Below are 18,578 nucleotides of genomic sequence, written 5' to 3'. Positions count from 1 at the left end.
GTAAAATTAAAGAAATGGAGGAAAGAGTATGCAAAAACGTGTCATCACCTTGCTGATGATTATTGTCGGTGCCAGCTTAGGTATTTCTTTTTTACCAATGGCTTGGCAGACAATTGGTCAGCAAACAAATGGATGGCTGAATAATACATTTACCAATAGCCTGTTAGGTGCACTTATTTTCTTTTTATTGTCTTTGCTATTGGCAAAACATATCTCAGCTGTTATCAAGCAAATTGAGGAAAAATTAAGTGAGGTTAGTTTAACTTACCTATTGTTTGGTGCAATTGGTGGGATTATCGGGCTAACTTTAGGTGTAATTATTTCAACGCCACTATATAATTTGAAAATTCCGTTTGTAAATAGTGTTCTTCCCATCTTATTAATGGTTATTTTAGGCTATTTAGGATTCAGGATGGGAACCACTCGAATCGATGAATGGAAAAAAATCTTTGGTTCAAGAAACAAGAAAGTGGAACAAGAAACACCTAGTCAAGTGGAGAGCCAAATACTGGAACGGAAATTAGGCGAGAACTTTCATAAATACAAGATCTTAGATACTAGCGTGATCATTGACGGACGAATCTATGACATCACCAAAACTGGTTTTTTAGAAGGCACACTGATGATTCCGAATTTTGTGCTTTATGAATTACAGTATATTGCTGATTCTGGCGATAGCCTAAAACGTGTTCGCGGACGCCGCGGGCTGGATATCCTCAATGCTTTGCAAAAAGAAGAAGGAATCTCTGTTGAAATGTATGACGGTGATTTTGAAGATATCACTGAAGTGGACAGCAAATTGATCAAATTAGCGAAACTTTTAGATGGTGTCATCGTGACAAATGATTATAACTTAAATAAAGTCTCAGAGTTTCAAAATGTACCAGTGTTGAATATCAATGCTTTAGCGAATGCAGTAAAACCGGTAGTTATTCCAGGTGAAAACATGAATGTTTTAGTCGTAAAAGCAGGAACAGAACGTCAACAAGGGGTTGCTTATCTCGATGATGGCACCATGGTGGTCGTGGAAGATGGACAGCATTATATGAACGAACATATCGAAGTGGTTGTTACAAGTGCCTTACAAACAGCTGCCGGGCGGATGATTTTTGCAAAACCAGCCCATGCAGGTCGTGGGATCGATAATAAAGACAATAAAAAAGAAACTGAAAAAAGTAAACATGCTTAACGAAAGAAAAATCGGAATATGAGTATAAAAAGTAGCCAACTGGTAAGGAAATTCAACCAGTTGGCTTTACTATTTCCCATATTAAAGGTAAAATTTGTGCTGAGTGGCTTTCATTTTAATGAAAAAGCCTTTAAGAAATATGAGGATGTAAAACAGAACATGTTTTTCGTGTTTTGTCTCATATTTTAAAGTCTAGTTTGAAAGAAGAGGAAGAAAATGACGAAAGTACGCGTACGCTATGCACCAAGTCCAACTGGGCACTTACATATTGGGAATGCTCGAACAGCATTGTTCAATTATCTATTTGCTCGCCACAACGATGGAGACTTTATTATTCGTATTGAGGACACAGACCAAAAACGAAACATTGAAGATGGTGAAAAGAGCCAATTGGAAAATTTGGCTTGGTTAGGTATCGATTGGGATGAATCTCCTGAAAATCCTGGAGAATATGGTCCTTATCGTCAATCTGAAAGAAAAGAAATTTATCAGCCTTTGATTGATCAACTTCTTGCAAGTAATCGGGCATACAAATGTTACTGTACAGAAGAAGAGTTAGAAGCAACTCGTGAAGAACAACGTGCACGTGGAGAAATGCCTCATTATGCGGGTACTTGTGCAAATCTAACACCAGAAGAACAAGCAGAAAAAGAAGCGCAAGGGATTGAACCAGTGATCCGATTCCGTGTACCACGTAATACGGAATATGCGTTCAAAGATATGGTCAAAGGGGATATCACCTTTGAATCAGATAATATCGGTGGCGACTATGTCATTCAAAAACGTGATGGTATGCCAACATATAACTTTGCTGTAGCTGTAGATGATCATATGATGAAGATTACTCATGTCTTACGTGGGGATGACCATATTGCAAATACACCTAAACAATTGATGATCTATGAAGCTTTTGGTTGGACACCACCAACATTCGGTCACATGACATTGATCATCAATACAGAAACTGGGAAAAAACTAAGTAAACGTGATGAATCGATTTTACAATTTATCGAACAGTATCGTGAATTAGGTTACTTACCAGAAGCAATGTTCAACTTTATTGCATTATTAGGTTGGTCACCAGTAGGCGAAGACGAAATTTTCAACCAAGAAGAATTGATCAACATGTTTGATCCAAATCGTTTGAGTAAATCACCTGCAGCCTTCGATGCGAAGAAATTACAATGGGTGAATAACCATTACATGAAAGAAATGGATTTAGATAAGTTAACAGACATGTGCTTGCCTTACTTGATCGCTGACGGTCGAGTACAAGAAAATCCTGATGAAAAAACGATCGAATGGGTCAAAAGAATCGTTAGTCTGTATCAACCACAAATGAGTTACGCAGCTGAAATCGTAGAAGCTTCTTCCTTATTCTTCAATGAACATCCTGTATTGAACGATGCGGCTAAAGAAGTATTAGCAGGCGAAACTGTTCCACTTGTTCTTAATGCGTTTAAAGCACAACTAGAACAAATGGAAGTCGTGGATGCCCCAACCGTAAAAGCAGCAATCAAAGCTGTCCAAAAAGAAACTGGCGTTAAAGGTAAAAATCTTTTCATGCCAATCCGAGTAGCTGTTTCAGGACAAATGCACGGACCAGAATTACCAGATACGATCGAATTGCTTGGTCGTGAAAAATCATTAGCACATTTAAATCAAGTCATCAACTAAACACGATGAACAGAAAGAAGTAAGTAATCATTGATCTCAAGAGAGGTGACGGGCGGTGGAAGTCACTGATCGATGTTTACTGAAATGCCTCTGGGAGTGGTTTCGGCGAGTGAAATAGACACATCTCTTTGTGACGAATTTCAGGTAGTCGAGAACGTATAAGCTTACGTTAACAGCTAGAGGTAATCATATCTGATTATAAATAAAAGTGGAACCACGCCAATTAGCGTCTTTTAATAAGGAAACTTGTTAAAGGCGCTTCTTTATTTGTCAGAGAACTACATAAATTATTGAGAGGAAGGAGCGATGACGATGGGGTGGTTTGCCCGAGCGGTAGAGGCAGCTAAAAAAAATGACCCGGCTGCTCGTTCAACATTAGAAATCGTTTTGACATATCCAGGGTTTCATGCCTTATTTTGGCATCGGGTGTCACATTACTTATATCAGCATAAACTTTACTTGCTGGCAAAAATCAATGCACAATTTTGGCGATTTATAACAGGAATCGAGATACATCCTGGAGCCCAGATCGGACAAGGTGTTTTTATCGATCATGGGATGGGGATCGTGATTGGAGAAACCGCAGAGGTCGCTGATGATGTAGTTCTTTTTCATGGAGTTACGTTAGGTGGTACAGGTAAAGAAACGGGCAAAAGGCATCCCACAGTGAAACAAGGGGCAATGCTTTCTGCCAATGCTCAAATATTAGGACCGGTCACGATTGGGAAACATACGAAGATTGGTGCCGGTGCAGTCGTTTTAAAAGACATTCCAGATTATGCTACAGCCGTGGGGGTTCCTGCAAAAGTAGTACGGATTAATGGAGAAAAAGTGAGGAGATCAGAATGATAAAAATTTACAATACATTGACTAGACAAAAAGAGGAATTTGTACCGATTCAAGCAGGAAAAGTCGGTATGTACGTGTGTGGTCCGACTGTTTATAACTATATTCATATTGGAAATGCCCGCAGCACGATTGCTTTTGACACGATTCGACGCTACTTTGAATATCGGGGATATCAAGTCGATTATGTTTCCAATTTCACTGATGTAGATGATAAAATCATTCGTGCTGCTAATGAATTAGGGATCACGGCGCCAGAAGTAGCCAACCGTTTTATCCAAGCATTTGAAGAAGATACCAAGGCGTTGAATGTGGAGCCAGCTACAGCGCATCCTCGTGTGATGGATCATATGTCAGATATTATTTCTTTCATCCAAGTATTGATCGAAAAAGGTTATGGATATGAATCAAATGGCGATGTCTACTACCGTACAAGAAAATTTTCAACCTATGGACAACTTAGTGATCAATCGATTGATGAGTTAGAAGTGGGCGCGAGTCAACGGACGGGAGCAGAACAAAGTCAGAAAGAAGATCCGCTTGATTTTGCACTATGGAAAAAAGCAAAACCTAATGAGATCTCTTGGGATTCTCCATGGGGACCCGGACGTCCAGGATGGCACATCGAATGTTCCGTTATGGCAACGAAACATTTAGGGGAAACAATTGATATCCATGGTGGTGGGCAAGATTTAGAGTTTCCACATCATGAAAATGAGATTGCCCAAAGCGAAGCAAAAACGGGAAAGAAATTTGCCAATTATTGGATGCACAATGGTTACGTCACGATTGGCGATGATGATCAGAAAATGAGTAAATCATTAGGTAACTTTATTACTGTCCATGAAATGATCCAAACGGTAGATCCACAAGTGTTACGCTTCTTCATGGCAACAACTCAATATCGCCGACCGATTCGTTATAGTGAGGCAACGATGAAGGAAGCAGCGACAAACTTGCAACGCTTAAGAAATACATTTGATAATCTTAAATTCCGCCTAGCAACAGCAGAAAAATCTCTGGCGGATGACACAAAGTATTTAGCTGAGCTTGAACAAATCGAACAACGTTTTATTGAAGAAATGGACGACGATTTTAATGCTGCGAATGGAATTACCGTCGTTTATGAATTGGCAAAATGGTTAAACACATATTTGGAGAAAACAACTGTTTCAGCGGATGTTCTAGCAAAAGGGGAAGCATTATTTACCCAATGGTTGGCTATTTTTGGTATTTTATTTACATCTGAGGAATTACTTGATGAAGAGATCGAGCAGTTGATCGAAGAACGTACGCAAGCAAGAAAAAATCGTGATTTTGCCCGTAGTGACGAAATCCGTGACCAATTAAAAGAAAAAGGGATCTTGCTTGATGACACACCGCAAGGAACTCGTTGGAGAAGAGAAGCATGAAAGACTATACACAATTAAACGGACTAGCTTTAGCTTATGTAGGGGATGCCATCTATGAGATCTATATCCGTGACTATTTGATCGAACAAGGGGCGACTAAACCGAATAAACTTCATAAAGCAGCCACGAATTATGTTTCAGCAAAAGCACAAGCTTATCTGATTAAAGAGATGCTAGAAGAAAAATTGATGACACCAGAAGAAGAAACTTTTTATCGTCGTGGTAGAAATGCCAAAAGTCATACAAGTGCAAAAAATGCAGATGTCACAACTTATCGAATTGCCACAGGTTTTGAAGCTTTGATGGGGTATCTGCATTTGACGAAACAAACAGAACGGTTAGAAGAATTAATTGAATGGTGTATCCAGAAAGTCGGTGAAAAAAATGGGTAGAGAACAAAAGGAACGTCATTATAACAAACGTAAAAAAGCAACGAAACAGCCAATGAACGCTTCATCACAGAAAAAATCGCAAAAAAAGCGAAACCATTATGACACTTCCTATGAACCTGTAGTTGGGGAGAAAAAAGAGGAAGCAATCGAAGATAATTTTGTCTTTGGTCATCATGCAGCAGTAGAAGCCTTACAACAAGGTAGAGGGAATAAGTTATTTTTACAAGAGGACTCACGGGGAGAAAAAACCGAAGAGTTAAAGAACATTGCTAGAGATCAAGCTGTACCAGTTAAATGGGTTCCAAAACAAAAATTAGATACCTTAAGTGATCATGGTGTACATCAAGGAGTAGTTTTAGCGATTACCCCGTATGAATATTTATCTTTAGACCAGCTTCTTCAGCAAACCAAAGAAAAAACAGAAACACCTTTCTTTGTCATTTTAGATAGTATTGAAGATCCTCACAATTTTGGTTCGATCCTACGAACAGCGGATGCAAGTGGGGTAGATGGCGTAATCATTCCTAAGCATCGGGCGGTAGGCATTACGCCAATCGTTACAAAAACCTCTACTGGAGCAGTCGAACATGTACCTGTAGCACGAGTGACCAATCTTGTTCAAGCAGTCCAACAACTAAAAGAAGCCGGTTTTTGGGTTTTTGGGACAGATATGGATGGTACAAATTTCCAAAAATGGAATGCAAAAGGCGCTATTGCTTTAGTGATTGGTAACGAAGGACGAGGAATGAGTCCTGGATTGAAAAAAGAAATGGACGAACTTTTGACCATTCCAATGGTCGGTCACGTTCAAAGTTTGAATGCGAGTGTTGCTGCTGGATTGTTGATGTATCAAGCTTTTTCTCAACGTCAAGGAGAGTGATCAGATGAAAAAGCAGCTCCTAATTGTTGATGGTTATAACATGATCGGTTCTTGGCCAGAACTCGTTTTGTTGAAAAAACAAGAAAAGATGGCGGATGCTAGAGAAGCTTTGTTGCATCGTTTGTCAAATTATGCCAAATACGAAGGAATTGAAGTGATAGTTGTTTTTGATGCACAATTGGTTCCAGGTATTCAGCAAAACTACAAGAAATACCAATTAGAAGTCGTCTTTACAAAAGAAGATGAAACGGCAGATAGTTATATTGAACGTATTGCTGGCCAATTGAATGATCGTTTAACGCAAGTAACTGTTGCCACGAGTGACTTAGCCGAGCAATGGATGATCTTTTCACAAGGGGCTTTGCGGACTTCTGCCTATGAATTATATAAAACGATCCAGAAAACAGAGAAAAACATTGCACAAGATAATATAAATATGCAATTTGATAATTTTCGTCGTAATTCGCCTTGGAGTAAAGAACAATTAGAAAAATTGTCCCAAAAGTTAGACGATTTAATGCGAAAAGATAGATAACACAGTTATATGATTAGTCAATCGGATGATTGATGGTAAGATTCCTCCATAATCGAAAGAGATGGAGGAATTATTTTATGTCTGAGGAGTTATTGCGCGCCGCACGTGACGGTGATGAAGAAGCATTCGCTATCCTATATCAAAAATATTTTCCACTTTTGTTACGTTTAAAAAATATGTACTACCTAAGAAATTATGTGTATGAAGATTGGGAACAAGAAGCAAGGATCGCCTTATACCAAGCTTTAAAGACTTATGAAAATAACAAAGGCGTTAGCTTTGGCAGCTATTATAAAAGCATTATCAGTAATCAAATTTATTCATTATTAAGAAAACAAAATGCCTTGAAACGCAGAGACCAAAAAGATGAATTATCGATTGATCAGAAGGTTGAAACAGAAGGTCCGGACTTTTTAGCAGAAATCACTACTCAAGAACCACTTGCGATGCAACGATTACTGTTAAATGAAGCCATTGAAGATTGTGAAATCAAATTTTCAAAAAAGGAAGCAAAAATATTTTATTATTATATGCAAGGAACCGATTTCAAGAGGATGGCAGAGGAACTTTCAATGGATGTCAAACAAGTCAAGAGTGCGTATAGCCGTGTGAAATTTAAAATAAAACAACATCTCAAAAATTATCATGAGGAATAATTTATAAAATTATTAATGTTTTTCTTATTTGTTTTTATTGCATTTCTTTTTTTTATATGGTAAACTTGAAAATTTTTAGAAAGTGTGGTATATTGGGTAATGAGGTGAACTGTATGCCAACAACTTTAGCTACAATCAAAAAAGATTTAGAAGGTCGTATCGGCAGCCCAATCATGCTGGTTGCTCAGACAGGAAGAAAGCGTCAAACAGAACGCCGAGGCGTTTTAACAGAAACCTATCCTTCAGTATTCGTTGTTGATTTGGATCCTGAAGAAAATTCTTTTGAACGAGTATCGTATAGCTATTCAGATGTACTTACTCGAACAGTCGAGATTGAATTTTTAACTGAAGCAGTTTAAAAAGCAAGCGAGCCTAGTTTTTTATAAGGTTCGTTTGCTTTTTTGTTTGGAAATAGGTATGCTGAAAAAAAGAGAATTGGAGGCACTTTCAAATGGAACATTATGTAAAAAAATTTGCGGATTTGACCACTCAAGAATTTTATGAGATTGTCAAAGAACGCATTGCTGTTTTTGTCGTAGAACAAAATTGTCCCTACCAAGAAGTGGATGAAATTGATAGCCAAGCTTGGCATACGTATTTCAAAGATGAAGCAGGGAAAATTTCTGCTTATACACGTATTTTTGAAGAAGATGGAACCATTCATTTTGGTCGAGTGTTGGTCAATAGTGAACATCGTAAAGAAGGGTTGGGACGTAAGATCGTGCAACGTACGATGGAAGTAATTGAAGCCAATTACCCGCAACGACCGATCGTCATTGGGGCGCAAGTCTATCTTCAATCTTTTTATGAGTCATTTGGATTCGAGGCCATTTCAGATGTTTATTTAGAAGATGACATTCCCCATATCGATATGAAAAAATCGAGCTAAAGTGATCATGACGATAGGTAGCGCAATACAAAAAGAGGTTGAGACAAAAGTGTTCAGCATCAAGAAATAAGAAGGAATTTCCGAAAATTGCTTCTCAAATTTTTGGTAAATTTCGGCTTATTTCCGAAGATGCTACTTTTGTCTCACCGTTTATTCGTTTTTAGAGATACTAGAAGAGACTGAGACAACTTTTGTCCCAGTCCCTTTTTGTATCATTTAGTTTTCTTTATTTTTCAGTTGTCTGATCAACGGTTGCTTGTGTAGTTGGTCGTCCGTTGTTTTCTGCTGTTTGTTGTGCAAGTAGATCACGAATGTCGCTCAAATAATCTTCAGCAGTTGGTTTGGCAGGTGCTTCTTCTGTTTCTTTTTCAGGACGTAATCTTTTAGCGTGGTTGGCTGCTTTCACAACTAAGAATAAGACAAACCCTGTAATAATAAATGTTATGATTGCACTAATAACATTGCCGAAAGCAAACGTAACTCCTTTAGTAGGTGACCAGTCCAAGATAGAAAGGGCGCCTTCCAAATCAGACGTGCCAGTAATCATCGCTACAACCCAGCCTACAAGAGGTGTGATCAAACCTTGAACGATCTGATTGACAATGCTAGTAAATGCACTCCCGATAACAACCCCAACGGCTAAATCTAATACGTCGCCACGCATAATAAACTCTTTAAATTCTTTAATCATTTTTCTCCTCCTTTCACTTATCCTTAGTATAACGAAGAATAAAAAAATATAAAAACGACATGCATTTATGGCTAAGGTCTGTCGTTCAAGTACTTATATGCTATACTAGAAGGTGACTCTTAAGTGATGCAAGAGAGAATTAAAGCAGTAAAAAATAGTAGCCACATATTCTTTTATCCTCCAAGATAAAATCAACCATGTCGGAGAACGAACTGCTAATAAAGGAGCATGTACTATGACATATCAACTGGCAGAAGGTGTAAACCTCCACGTCTTGCAAACAAAACAATATAAAACGGTTCGTATCTTTGTTCGCTTTACTACGCGTTTAAAAAAAGAAGTCATCACGAAACGTTCCCTTTTAAGTAGCTTGTTAGAAACGAACAGTTTAAATTATCCTGACCAGACTCAGTTAAGTGCAAAATTGGCGGATCTTTATGGTGCTAGTTTTGGAACGTCCGTGAGAAAAAAAGGCAATCTTCACTGGTTGGATGCTAGCATCAACTTTGTCAATGGCAAGTATATCAACGATACCAGCATTTTAAACCAAGCTGTTGCTTTTTTGAAAGAAGTTCTCTTTTATCCAAACATTACGGGGAAAAAATTTGATCCAGCCACTTTTGCTTTAGAAAAAAACAATTTGAAACTTTATTTAGAGAGCTTAAATGAAGACAAGCAAACGATGGCTTCACTGGCGCTTCAAGAGTTGTATTTTGATCTGTCGGAGGCGCAGAAAATACCAAGTTTTGGAACAATCGAAGATCTAGATGAACTCACAGCTGAAGTGTTAGCTGACTATTATCATCAGATGATCACAGAAGATCAGATCGATATCTTCGTAGTGGGAGATGTCTCTCCTGCAGAAGTCCAAGCAGCTTTTAGTGAATGGGCATTTCCAGAGCGAGAAAGATTACACCCGGAAATTTTTTATAGCCAACCGCAAGAAAATATCATCAAAGAGCGACAGATCGAAGAACCAGTGACTCAGGCGAAATTAAATTTGGCTTATCAAACCAATGTCTATTATGACCAACCGGATCGTTTTTCATTGATGGTCTTCAATGGATTATTTGGCGGTTTCCCACACTCTAAATTATTTATGAATGTTCGTGAAAAAGAGAGCCTAGCTTACTATGCTTCCAGCAGCATTGATACTTTTCGTGGGTTCCTAAGTGTACAAACAGGAATTGATGGACGTAAACGTAACCAAGTATTGCATCTGATCCATGAACAATTAGAAAGTCTACGAAATGGGGAAGTCACAGAACTTGAATTGACACAAACTAAGGCTATGTTACGAAACCAATATCTATTATCATTAGATGCCCCGCAAGTAGCTGTCGAGACTGCCTATTTAGAGAATTGGTTGCCAGAAACGAAATTAACAGCTGACGAATGGTTAAAACGGATGGAAAAAGTAACGGTCGAAGACATCCAAAAAATAGCTCGACAAATCGAGTTGCAGGCAATTTTCTTTTTAGACGGAGGTACAACAAATGAATAAAACAGAATATGATCAAATCAACGAAACACTGTACCATGAAGTATTACCAAATGGTTTGACTGTTTATTTATTACCTAAAAATGATTACCATAAGACATATGGTTTATTTAGTACAAATTACGGTTCGATCGATAATGAATTTATTCCATATGGTTCAGATAAAAAGATAAAAGTTCCAGATGGTATTGCCCATTTCTTGGAACATAAATTGTTTGAAAAAGAGGATGGCGATGTCTTTCAATTATTTGGACAACAAGGGGCCTCAGCTAACGCGTTTACCAGTTTTACCAAAACAAGTTATTTATTTTCAACGACAGATCAAGTTGAAAAAAATTTGACGACTTTACTTGATTTTGTCCAAGCACCTTATTTTACGGAAGAAACTGTTAATAAAGAAAAAGGGATCATTGGACAAGAAATACAAATGTATGAAGATGATCCAAATTGGCGGATGTTTTTTGGCATTTTGAATAATTTATACCCTGAACATCCTTTGCATATCGATATAGCTGGCACAGTTGAAAGTATTGAAGCAATCACTGCTGATGATTTATACACCTGCTATCGGACATTTTATCAGCCAAGTAATATGGTCTTGTTCGTAGTAGGAAAATTAGAGCCGGAAAAGTTGATGGAATTGATTCGAACCAATCAAAATGCTAAGGATTTTCCACCAGCTCAAAAAATCAAACGTTATTTCCCTGACAATAATGGTGATATTATTGCGAAAAGCTCAATGCGCTCAGCAATCACTAGAGATAAGTTTGTCTTGGGAATCAAAGGGCTAGATGTTTTACCAGCAGAAGGGAAGGAATTATTGAGATACAAGACCGCTCTCAATCTTTTATTCCAATTGTTATTAGGGAATACTTCTCAAAATTATTTGAAAATGTACAATGATGGTTTAATTGATGACAGCTTCGGTTTTGAATTTAGTTTAGATCGAGAATTTCATTTTGCTGACTTTAGCGGAGACACGGATCAGCCAGAAAAAGCAGCTGAAAAAGTGAAAGAAATTCTTCTGCATTTTGAAGAGGATCAAGAACTGTCTGAAGAAAATCTAACATTGTTGAAGAAAAAGATGTTAGGACAATATTTCCAAACATTAAATTCACTGGAATACATTGCAAACCAATTCACGCAAAGCCTATTTGGGGATCAAACATTATTTGATTTACCAGAAATTATTGAATCCATTCAATTAGCAGATGTATTAAAAGTAGGTCGTTCTTTTATCAAAGAAGAAGCGTTCAGTGAGTTTTATATGCAGCCAAATGTCTGATATAGAAGTAGAGATGACGAATGGGAAAGTAGTTAAACTCTTAAATTTCGTTATAGAGTGCATTCAATGTTACCCTAAGATAACTTCGTTTATGGTATTCTTAAGAAGATAAAGAATAAAAAATGGGCGTTGGTGTATGGCGTGTTACATTCTTAACGAAAAGGAACAATTAGACGACTAGCGTTTATACAATTGCTGGTTAGAATAAAAAGACTGGAGAAGATGAACGAGTGGCTTTTGAAACCATCGGAGAAACATTAAGGCAAGCTCGCCTAAATAAGAAAATATCTTTAGATGAATTACAGCAGATTACGAAAATTCAAAAACGTTATCTAGAAGCAATCGATAATGATGATTTTGATCAACTACCTGGAAAATTTTATGTTCGGGCATTTATTCGTCAATATGCAGAAGCTGTCGGTGAAGATGGCGATCATTTAGTTGATGTATTTGATGGGAAAAGCAAATTATCAGCTGGAGAAGTTGTCGCACGTCCTGAACCAGAAACAGTGAGTGGTTCGAGAAAAGCGATGCATCAGGAAGAAGCCAATCCAAGTAAGTTTTGGACAAGTCTACCGGTTATTTTACTTGGTTTAGTCGCTTTAGCAATTATTACTGTTGTGGGTTATATGACTTGGCAGGATCGAAAATCTGACCCGATTATTGATACAACGGCAACTTCAGTTTCGGTTGACGGTGCAATTACACAAACGACATCTAGCACTAAGAAAGAGCGTGAATCCTCTTCTTCAACAAGTACGACAACCACTTCAACAACACAAGAAGAGAAAAAGATGGCGATTACGGCTGGTGAAGACACAGGTAGTACGATCGCAGTGAATGTTACGGATGCGAAAAAACCTGTTACACTTGAATTTGCAGCGACTAACCGAATTTGGATCGGTGTATTAGTGGATAATGCCTATGTTTATCAAGGGACATTAGCAGCAAATGAAACACAAAGCACGCAATTACCGGAAACGGCAACCAATGCAACGATTCGATTAGGAGCTGCAAGTAATGCAACGGTTAAGATAAACGGGGAAGAAATCCCTGTTAATCCAGGAGCGAATAATCAAAATCCTAAAAATGTCACATTGACACTACAGTATGCAGAGTAAATCGCTTAAAATCGCTTATAAGTAGAATGATGTGAAAAAAGAAAACAAGATAAGTACCTGGGAAGGCAGATTCATCTTAGGTGCTTATCTTTTTTCACGACTGCTGATAAAAACTGATCATTATCGGTGGAAAGTTTAGAACGAGTCACGTAGAATAGGGAAGAAAGGAGTCGATAGTGTGAATTTACCAAATAAATTAACTGTACTTAGAATTTGTATGATCCCGATTTTTATTTTAGTTGTCGGATTACCCTTAGATTGGGGACAAGTAACCGTAGGAACAACATCACTTGCTGTAACACAATTAGTAGGAGCGATTATTTTTGCTTTAGCAAGTATTACCGATTGGCTCGATGGAAAAATTGCTCGTGCCAGAGGATTAGTTACCAATTTTGGAAAGTTTGCTGATCCATTAGCAGATAAAATGTTAGTGATGACCGCTTTTATCATGTTGGTGGGGCAAGGTAAGGCACCAGGATGGGTAGTTGCGATTATCGTTTGTCGAGAACTAGCTGTTACCGGTCTGCGACTATTGTTAGTCGAAGATGGGGAAGTCATGGCAGCAGCGTGGCCAGGAAAAGTAAAAACGGCTACGCAAATGGTGGCTATTATTTTATTATTCATCAATAATATTCCATTTAATCTGATCAATTTACCGATGGATCAAATCATGTTGTATGCTTGTTTGATCTTCACGATTTATTCAGGTGTTGATTATTTTATGAAAAATAGTGGTGTGTTCAAAGGTTCGATGTAAGATTCCTTACAAAGATGTACCATTTCGATAATTCGTCTTACCCCAAAATAACATTTTATATTTTGGGATAAGACGAATTTATTTATGCTGATTCACGTTTCAATCATTTATTTGATCGCCATTTTTCTAAACTAGCTAGATGCCTAGCTATCTTATGATGAAGATGAAAATGAAAATGATGAAACTCTTTATCAGAAAATGAGCAAATGATAAATGAAACGTTTAGCAAATGGCGTATACTATTAGTAGATAAAAAGAGATTGAGAAGAGACCAAAACAGGCCAACGAGAATTCGTCTGTTGTAATGAAGGAAGCGAAAAAATGAAATCAGAAATCATAGCAGTAGGGACAGAGCTTTTACTAGGACAAGTAGTCAACACGAATGCCACGTTTTTATCCGAACAGTTAGCAGACCTCGGGATTGATGTGTATTATCAAACGGTGGTTGGTGATAATCCCGACCGTTTAGAATCATTACTCCAATTAGCAGAAACTAGAAGTGACTTGATCATTTTATGTGGAGGGTTGGGACCGACAGAAGACGACCTGACGAAAGAAGTTACTGCGAAACATCTAGGGAAAGAATTGATCCAAAACACCGAAGGCTATAAAAAATTGTTAGCATTTTTTGAAACGACCAAGCGTAAAATGACTGAAAATAATTTACAACAATCACAAATCATCGATGGGGGGATTGCTTTACCTAATCGCACAGGCTTAGCATTAGGTACGTTCTATCAAACAGCGGACCATGTCTATCTCTTGTTACCTGGACCACCGAGCGAATTAAAGCCAATGTTCATTGAACAAGCTCGCCCATTATTGGAGCAAAACTTTCCATCTGAAGAAATGCTGATCTCAAAAGTTTTACGTTTTTACGGTATCGGGGAATCCCAACTAGTCACAGAATTAAAAGACTTGATTGAAACACAGATCAACCCAACGATTGCCCCTTACGCAAAAACTAACGAAGTCACTTTACGATTAACTGTGAAGACCAAAGACAAACATGCAGGAAACCAAGCTTTACTTGCTTTGGAAGAAAAAGTATTGGCGAGAGTAGGTGAGTACTTCTATGGATATGGTGATGATAATTCATTGCCTAAAGTGGTCGTAGAATTATTAAAGGAAAGAAACCAAACAATTACTGCAGCAGAAAGTTTGACTGCTGGAGCCTTTCAATCAGCTTTGGGAGAGATCTCTGGTGTTTCTCAAGTCTTCCCAGGAGGCTTCATTACCTATTCTTTAGAAACTAAAGCAGAATTTTTACACATCGATGATGCACTATTGAAGCAGCATGGAACCGTCAGCCAAGAATGTGCAGAACAAATGGCTATCCAAGCACGTAATTTAGCAAAAACAGATTATGCGATTTCGTTTACTGGAGTGGCTGGACCAGATACCTTAGAAGGACAGCCAGCTGGAACAGTTTGGATCGCGGTTGCAACAAGTGAAGGGGAGGTCATTTCGCAGAAATACCAATTTACCAGAGACCGTTCTCATATAAGGAATAGCGCAGTAATGCAAGGATTTGATCTCATTAGAAGACAACTATTAAGAAAAAAATAAATGCGAATATTTGTTCGGTTTTTTCTTGCTTTTTGTCATTAAAAACGATATGATTAGTACAATGAAATGTCGCACTGATTTGTGAATATAAGGAGGATTATCGTATTGGCAGATGATCGTAAAGCAGCCTTAGATGCTGCGTTGAAAAAAATTGAAAAGAACTATGGGAAAGGCTCGATCATGAAACTTGGCGAAAAAATCGACCAACAAGTTTCGACTATCCCAAGTGGTTCTCTTGCATTAGATGTTGCTTTAGGTGTTGGTGGTTACCCACGAGGACGTATCATTGAAGTATATGGTCCTGAAAGTTCAGGTAAGACAACCGTTGCCTTACATGCAATCGCTGAAGTACAAAAAAATGGCGGAACAGCCGCTTTTATCGATGCTGAGCACGCTTTAGACCCACAATATGCTCAAAAATTAGGGGTAAACATTGACGAATTACTTCTTTCACAACCAGATACTGGGGAACAAGGACTAGAAATCGCTGATGCGCTTGTATCAAGTGGTGCAGTAGATATCGTAGTAGTCGATTCGGTTGCCGCTTTAGTTCCACGTGCTGAAATCGATGGAGAAATGGGTGACTCTCACGTAGGGTTACAAGCTCGATTAATGTCACAAGCATTGCGTAAACTATCTGGGTCGATCAATAAAACCAAAACGATTGCTATTTTCATTAACCAAATTCGTGAAAAAGTTGGAGTGATGTTCGGTAATCCTGAAATCACACCTGGTGGACGTGCATTAAAATTCTATGCAACGATTCGTTTAGAAGTGCGCCGTGCGGAACAATTGAAACAAGGAACAGACATTGTTGGTAACCGTACGAAGATCAAAGTAGTTAAAAATAAAGTAGCGCCACCATTCAAAATTGCTGAAGTCGATGTGATGTATGGGCAAGGAATTTCTCAAGAAGGAGAATTGCTTGATATGGCGGTTGAAAAAGATATCGTTGATAAAAGTGGTGCTTGGTATTCTTACAAAGAAGATCGTATTGGACAAGGTCGTGAGAATGCAAAAAATTACATGTCCACTCATCCTGAAATGATGGCAGAAGTTTCTGCTTTAGTCCGGGCGGCTTATGGGATCGGTGAAGATGTAGAAATACCCGAAGAAACGCAAGCAGAACTTCCTTTAGAGGAATAAGACGAAGTAAGAATAGAAATAATCGAATAACTATTCAAAGGATGTTTGAGCCTCGAGAGAACTCGCATCGTTCAGAGAAAGTGTTTTCCTTTGATATGTTGTCGATTGAATCTAATAAGCCGAAATTTTTTAAAATTTCGGCTTATTTTTTGTTCTTAATTTTCATTAATGCAAAATTATTTGTTCTTAATATGTTTTGGTTATTATTTAATATTATCTTTTATTCATAAAATGACCTTTAAATGAAAATCGAGAAAGCCGTTTCTTATGTATTTAAAGTTGACACTACGGGGTACAAACATTAGAATAAACTTGTGCATGTTTTTGTACACCTATGCATAAAGCATATTAACAAGTTTAGAGTACTTTATCATAAAAGTTATATAGATGATAAAAATGAAAAAGATAGTATGGAGGTGGATTTTATGGTATTCAATATTCTCCTCGCTATCATCGGTTTAATTGTCGGTCTTGGTTTAGGGTTTATGGTTGCAAAGTCACGTCATGAAAAAGAAATTGCAGGTGCTCAATCATCAGCAGCTGGAATTATTGATAGTGCAAAGAAAGAAGCAGAAACTCTAAAAAAAGAAGCATTGTTAGAAGCTAAGGAGGAAAACCAGAAATATCGTTCTGAAGTGGAGAGTGAGTTGAGAGAAAGCAAGTTAGAATTAAAATCTCAAGAAAATCGTTTAATTCAGCGTGAACAAACGTTGAATCGTAAGGATGACTCATTGGAAAAACGTGAGACCTCACTTGAAAGCAAAGAAGAAGCACTTAGTTCAAAACAGCAATTGATTGAAGAGCGAGAAAAAGACGTTGAAAAGTTGATTGAAGAACAACAAAGAGAATTAGAAAAAATTGCTGGTTTATCTAAAGAAGATGCAAAAGATGTCATCATGAAATCAACTGAAGAAGAATTGAATCATGAATTGACGTTAATGGTCAAAGAATCGGAACAACGTGCAAAAGAAGAAGCAGATCGTAAAGCCAAAAATCTTTTATCGTTAGCGATTCAGCGCTGTGCGGCAGACCAAGTATCTGAAACAACTGTATCTGTAGTAACTTTACCAAATGATGAAATGAAAGGACGCATCATTGGTCGAGAAGGACGAAATATCCGTACACTAGAAACATTGACTGGAATTGACTTGATCATTGATGATACACCAGAAGCAGTGGTCCTTTCAGGTTTTGATCCAATTCGTAGAGAAATCGCTCGGATGACTTTAGAAAAACTGATCCAAGATGGACGGATCCATCCTGCACGAATCGAAGAAATGGTCGAAAAATCGCGTAAAGAAATGGATGAACGAATCCGTGAGTATGGGGAAGAAGCGGCGTTTGAAGTTGGTGCGCATACCCTTCATCCAGATTTGATCAAAATCATGGGTCGTCTTCATTTTAGAACTAGCTATGGACAAAATGTTTTGAAACATTCAGTAGAGGTTGCTAAATTGTCAGGTATACTAGCCGCTGAGTTAGGCGAAGATATCCAATTAGCTAAACGAGCTGGTTTGCTTCATGATATCGGGAAAGCATTAGATCATGAAATCGAAGGTTCTCACGTAGAGATCGGCGCAGAGTTAGCTGCTAAATACAAAGAAAATCCTGTAGTGATCAATGCGATTGCATCTCATCATGGAGATGTTGAAGCAACGTCAGTTATTTCTGTCTTGGTAGCTGCTGCAGATGCCTTATCCGCTGCACGACCAGGAGCTAGAAGTGAATCCTTGGAAAATTATATCCGTCGCTTAAGAAGCTTAGAAAACATTTCAAATAGCTTTGCCGGAGTAGAATCTAGTTTTGCTGTTCAAGCTGGACGAGAAGTTCGGGTTATGGTAAAACCAGAAGAGATCTCTGATTTAGATGCAGTTCGTTTAGTACGAGATATCCGTAAACGAATTGAAGAAGAATTAGATTATCCAGGGCATATCAAAGTCATCGTTATTCGTGAAACGCGTGCGACAGACTACGCTAAGTAAAAAATAAAAGAACGTTACGATTAGTTAGGATAATCGTAGCGTCTTTTTTT

The 18,578-nt window shown here is 38.0% G+C and carries 18 protein-coding genes and 1 other annotated feature; of the genes, 17 read left to right on the top strand and 1 reads right to left on the bottom strand.

What is annotated here, in order from left to right:
• Positions 1-28 precede the first annotated feature (28 nt).
• The 10 genes from IGK21_RS12390 (at position 29) to IGK21_RS12345 (ending at position 8,476) form a co-directional block, all read left to right on the top strand.
• Positions 29-1,189: a PIN/TRAM domain-containing protein gene (locus IGK21_RS12390; RefSeq protein ID WP_010720637.1), complete on the top strand. Its 1,161-nt coding sequence runs from the start codon at positions 29-31 to the stop codon at positions 1,187-1,189.
• A gap of 216 nt (positions 1,190-1,405) precedes the next feature.
• A complete protein-coding gene (gene gltX, locus IGK21_RS12385; protein ID WP_010720636.1) occupies positions 1,406-2,866 on the top strand; it encodes a glutamate--tRNA ligase in 1,461 nt (486 codons plus the stop codon).
• Positions 2,863-3,103: a binding site (T-box leader), on the top strand. It overlaps the preceding gene by 4 nt.
• A gap of 75 nt (positions 3,104-3,178) precedes the next feature.
• Positions 3,179-3,715 carry a serine O-acetyltransferase EpsC gene (gene epsC / locus IGK21_RS12380; RefSeq protein WP_010720635.1) on the top strand — a complete coding sequence of 179 codons (537 nt, stop codon included), beginning with the start codon at positions 3,179-3,181 and terminating at the stop codon, positions 3,713-3,715.
• On the top strand, positions 3,712-5,124 hold the full coding sequence (gene cysS / locus IGK21_RS12375; RefSeq protein WP_034700057.1) for a cysteine--tRNA ligase: 1,413 nt from the start codon (positions 3,712-3,714) through the stop codon (positions 5,122-5,124). Before epsC ends, cysS begins: the two co-directional genes overlap by 4 nt.
• Positions 5,121-5,516: a Mini-ribonuclease 3 gene (locus IGK21_RS12370; RefSeq protein ID WP_010720633.1), complete on the top strand. Its 396-nt coding sequence runs from the start codon at positions 5,121-5,123 to the stop codon at positions 5,514-5,516. The genes cysS and IGK21_RS12370 overlap by 4 nt, the downstream gene beginning before the upstream one ends.
• Positions 5,509-6,396: a 23S rRNA (guanosine(2251)-2'-O)-methyltransferase RlmB gene (gene rlmB / locus IGK21_RS12365; protein WP_010720632.1), complete on the top strand. Its 888-nt coding sequence runs from the start codon at positions 5,509-5,511 to the stop codon at positions 6,394-6,396. Before IGK21_RS12370 ends, rlmB begins: the two co-directional genes overlap by 8 nt.
• 4 nt (positions 6,397-6,400) lie before the next feature.
• Positions 6,401-6,931 (top strand): NYN domain-containing protein, encoded by a 531-nt coding sequence (locus IGK21_RS12360; protein WP_034700055.1) that lies wholly within the window; start codon positions 6,401-6,403, stop codon positions 6,929-6,931.
• A gap of 77 nt (positions 6,932-7,008) precedes the next feature.
• Positions 7,009-7,587, top strand: coding sequence for a sigma-70 family RNA polymerase sigma factor (locus IGK21_RS12355; protein WP_034700053.1), 579 nt, complete (start codon positions 7,009-7,011; stop codon positions 7,585-7,587).
• 113 nt (positions 7,588-7,700) lie between these two features.
• Positions 7,701-7,946, top strand: coding sequence for a Veg family protein (locus IGK21_RS12350; RefSeq protein ID WP_005875105.1), 246 nt, complete (start codon positions 7,701-7,703; stop codon positions 7,944-7,946).
• Positions 7,947-8,038: 92 nt separating this feature from the next.
• Positions 8,039-8,476 carry a GNAT family N-acetyltransferase gene (locus IGK21_RS12345; protein ID WP_010720628.1) on the top strand — a complete coding sequence of 146 codons (438 nt, stop codon included), beginning with the start codon at positions 8,039-8,041 and terminating at the stop codon, positions 8,474-8,476.
• A gap of 226 nt (positions 8,477-8,702) precedes the next feature.
• Here the strand turns inward: IGK21_RS12345 and mscL are convergent, their stop codons facing one another.
• Positions 8,703-9,167: a large conductance mechanosensitive channel protein MscL gene (gene mscL / locus IGK21_RS12340; RefSeq protein WP_010720627.1), complete on the bottom strand. Its 465-nt coding sequence runs from the start codon at positions 9,165-9,167 to the stop codon at positions 8,703-8,705.
• Between the two features lie 235 nt (positions 9,168-9,402).
• Between mscL and yfmF the strand changes: the two genes are divergently transcribed.
• The 7 genes from yfmF to rny all read left to right on the top strand — a co-directional run bounded on the left by yfmF (position 9,403) and on the right by rny (position 18,528).
• Positions 9,403-10,671, top strand: a complete 1,269-nt coding sequence (gene yfmF / locus IGK21_RS12335) for an EF-P 5-aminopentanol modification-associated protein YfmF (protein WP_034700051.1) — start codon at positions 9,403-9,405, stop codon at positions 10,669-10,671.
• A complete protein-coding gene (yfmH, locus tag IGK21_RS12330; protein ID WP_010720625.1) occupies positions 10,664-11,953 on the top strand; it encodes an EF-P 5-aminopentanol modification-associated protein YfmH in 1,290 nt (429 codons plus the stop codon). Before yfmF ends, yfmH begins: the two co-directional genes overlap by 8 nt.
• Positions 11,954-12,183: 230 nt before the next feature.
• Positions 12,184-13,074 (top strand): RodZ domain-containing protein, encoded by an 891-nt coding sequence (locus IGK21_RS12325; protein WP_010720624.1) that lies wholly within the window; start codon positions 12,184-12,186, stop codon positions 13,072-13,074.
• Positions 13,075-13,252: 178 nt separating this feature from the next.
• Positions 13,253-13,831 (top strand): CDP-diacylglycerol--glycerol-3-phosphate 3-phosphatidyltransferase, encoded by a 579-nt coding sequence (pgsA, locus tag IGK21_RS12320; protein ID WP_010720623.1) that lies wholly within the window; start codon positions 13,253-13,255, stop codon positions 13,829-13,831.
• Positions 13,832-14,152: 321 nt separating this feature from the next.
• Positions 14,153-15,400: a competence/damage-inducible protein A gene (locus IGK21_RS12315; RefSeq protein ID WP_034700048.1), complete on the top strand. Its 1,248-nt coding sequence runs from the start codon at positions 14,153-14,155 to the stop codon at positions 15,398-15,400.
• Between the two features lie 105 nt (positions 15,401-15,505).
• Entirely contained in the window at positions 15,506-16,546 is a 1,041-nt protein-coding gene (gene recA, locus IGK21_RS12310; RefSeq protein WP_010720621.1) for a recombinase RecA, read from the top strand.
• A gap of 425 nt (positions 16,547-16,971) precedes the next feature.
• Positions 16,972-18,528 carry a ribonuclease Y gene (gene rny, locus IGK21_RS12305; protein WP_010720620.1) on the top strand — a complete coding sequence of 519 codons (1,557 nt, stop codon included), beginning with the start codon at positions 16,972-16,974 and terminating at the stop codon, positions 18,526-18,528.
• Positions 18,529-18,578: the final 50 nt, after the last annotated feature.

The organism is Enterococcus sp. DIV1421a (genome assembly GCF_051711025.1).
In the GTDB taxonomy this organism is placed as follows: domain Bacteria; phylum Bacillota; class Bacilli; order Lactobacillales; family Enterococcaceae; genus Enterococcus_B; species Enterococcus_B hirae.
The sequence above is the reverse complement of the archived record's forward strand: the minus strand, read 5'-3'. Positions and strand labels throughout refer to the sequence as shown.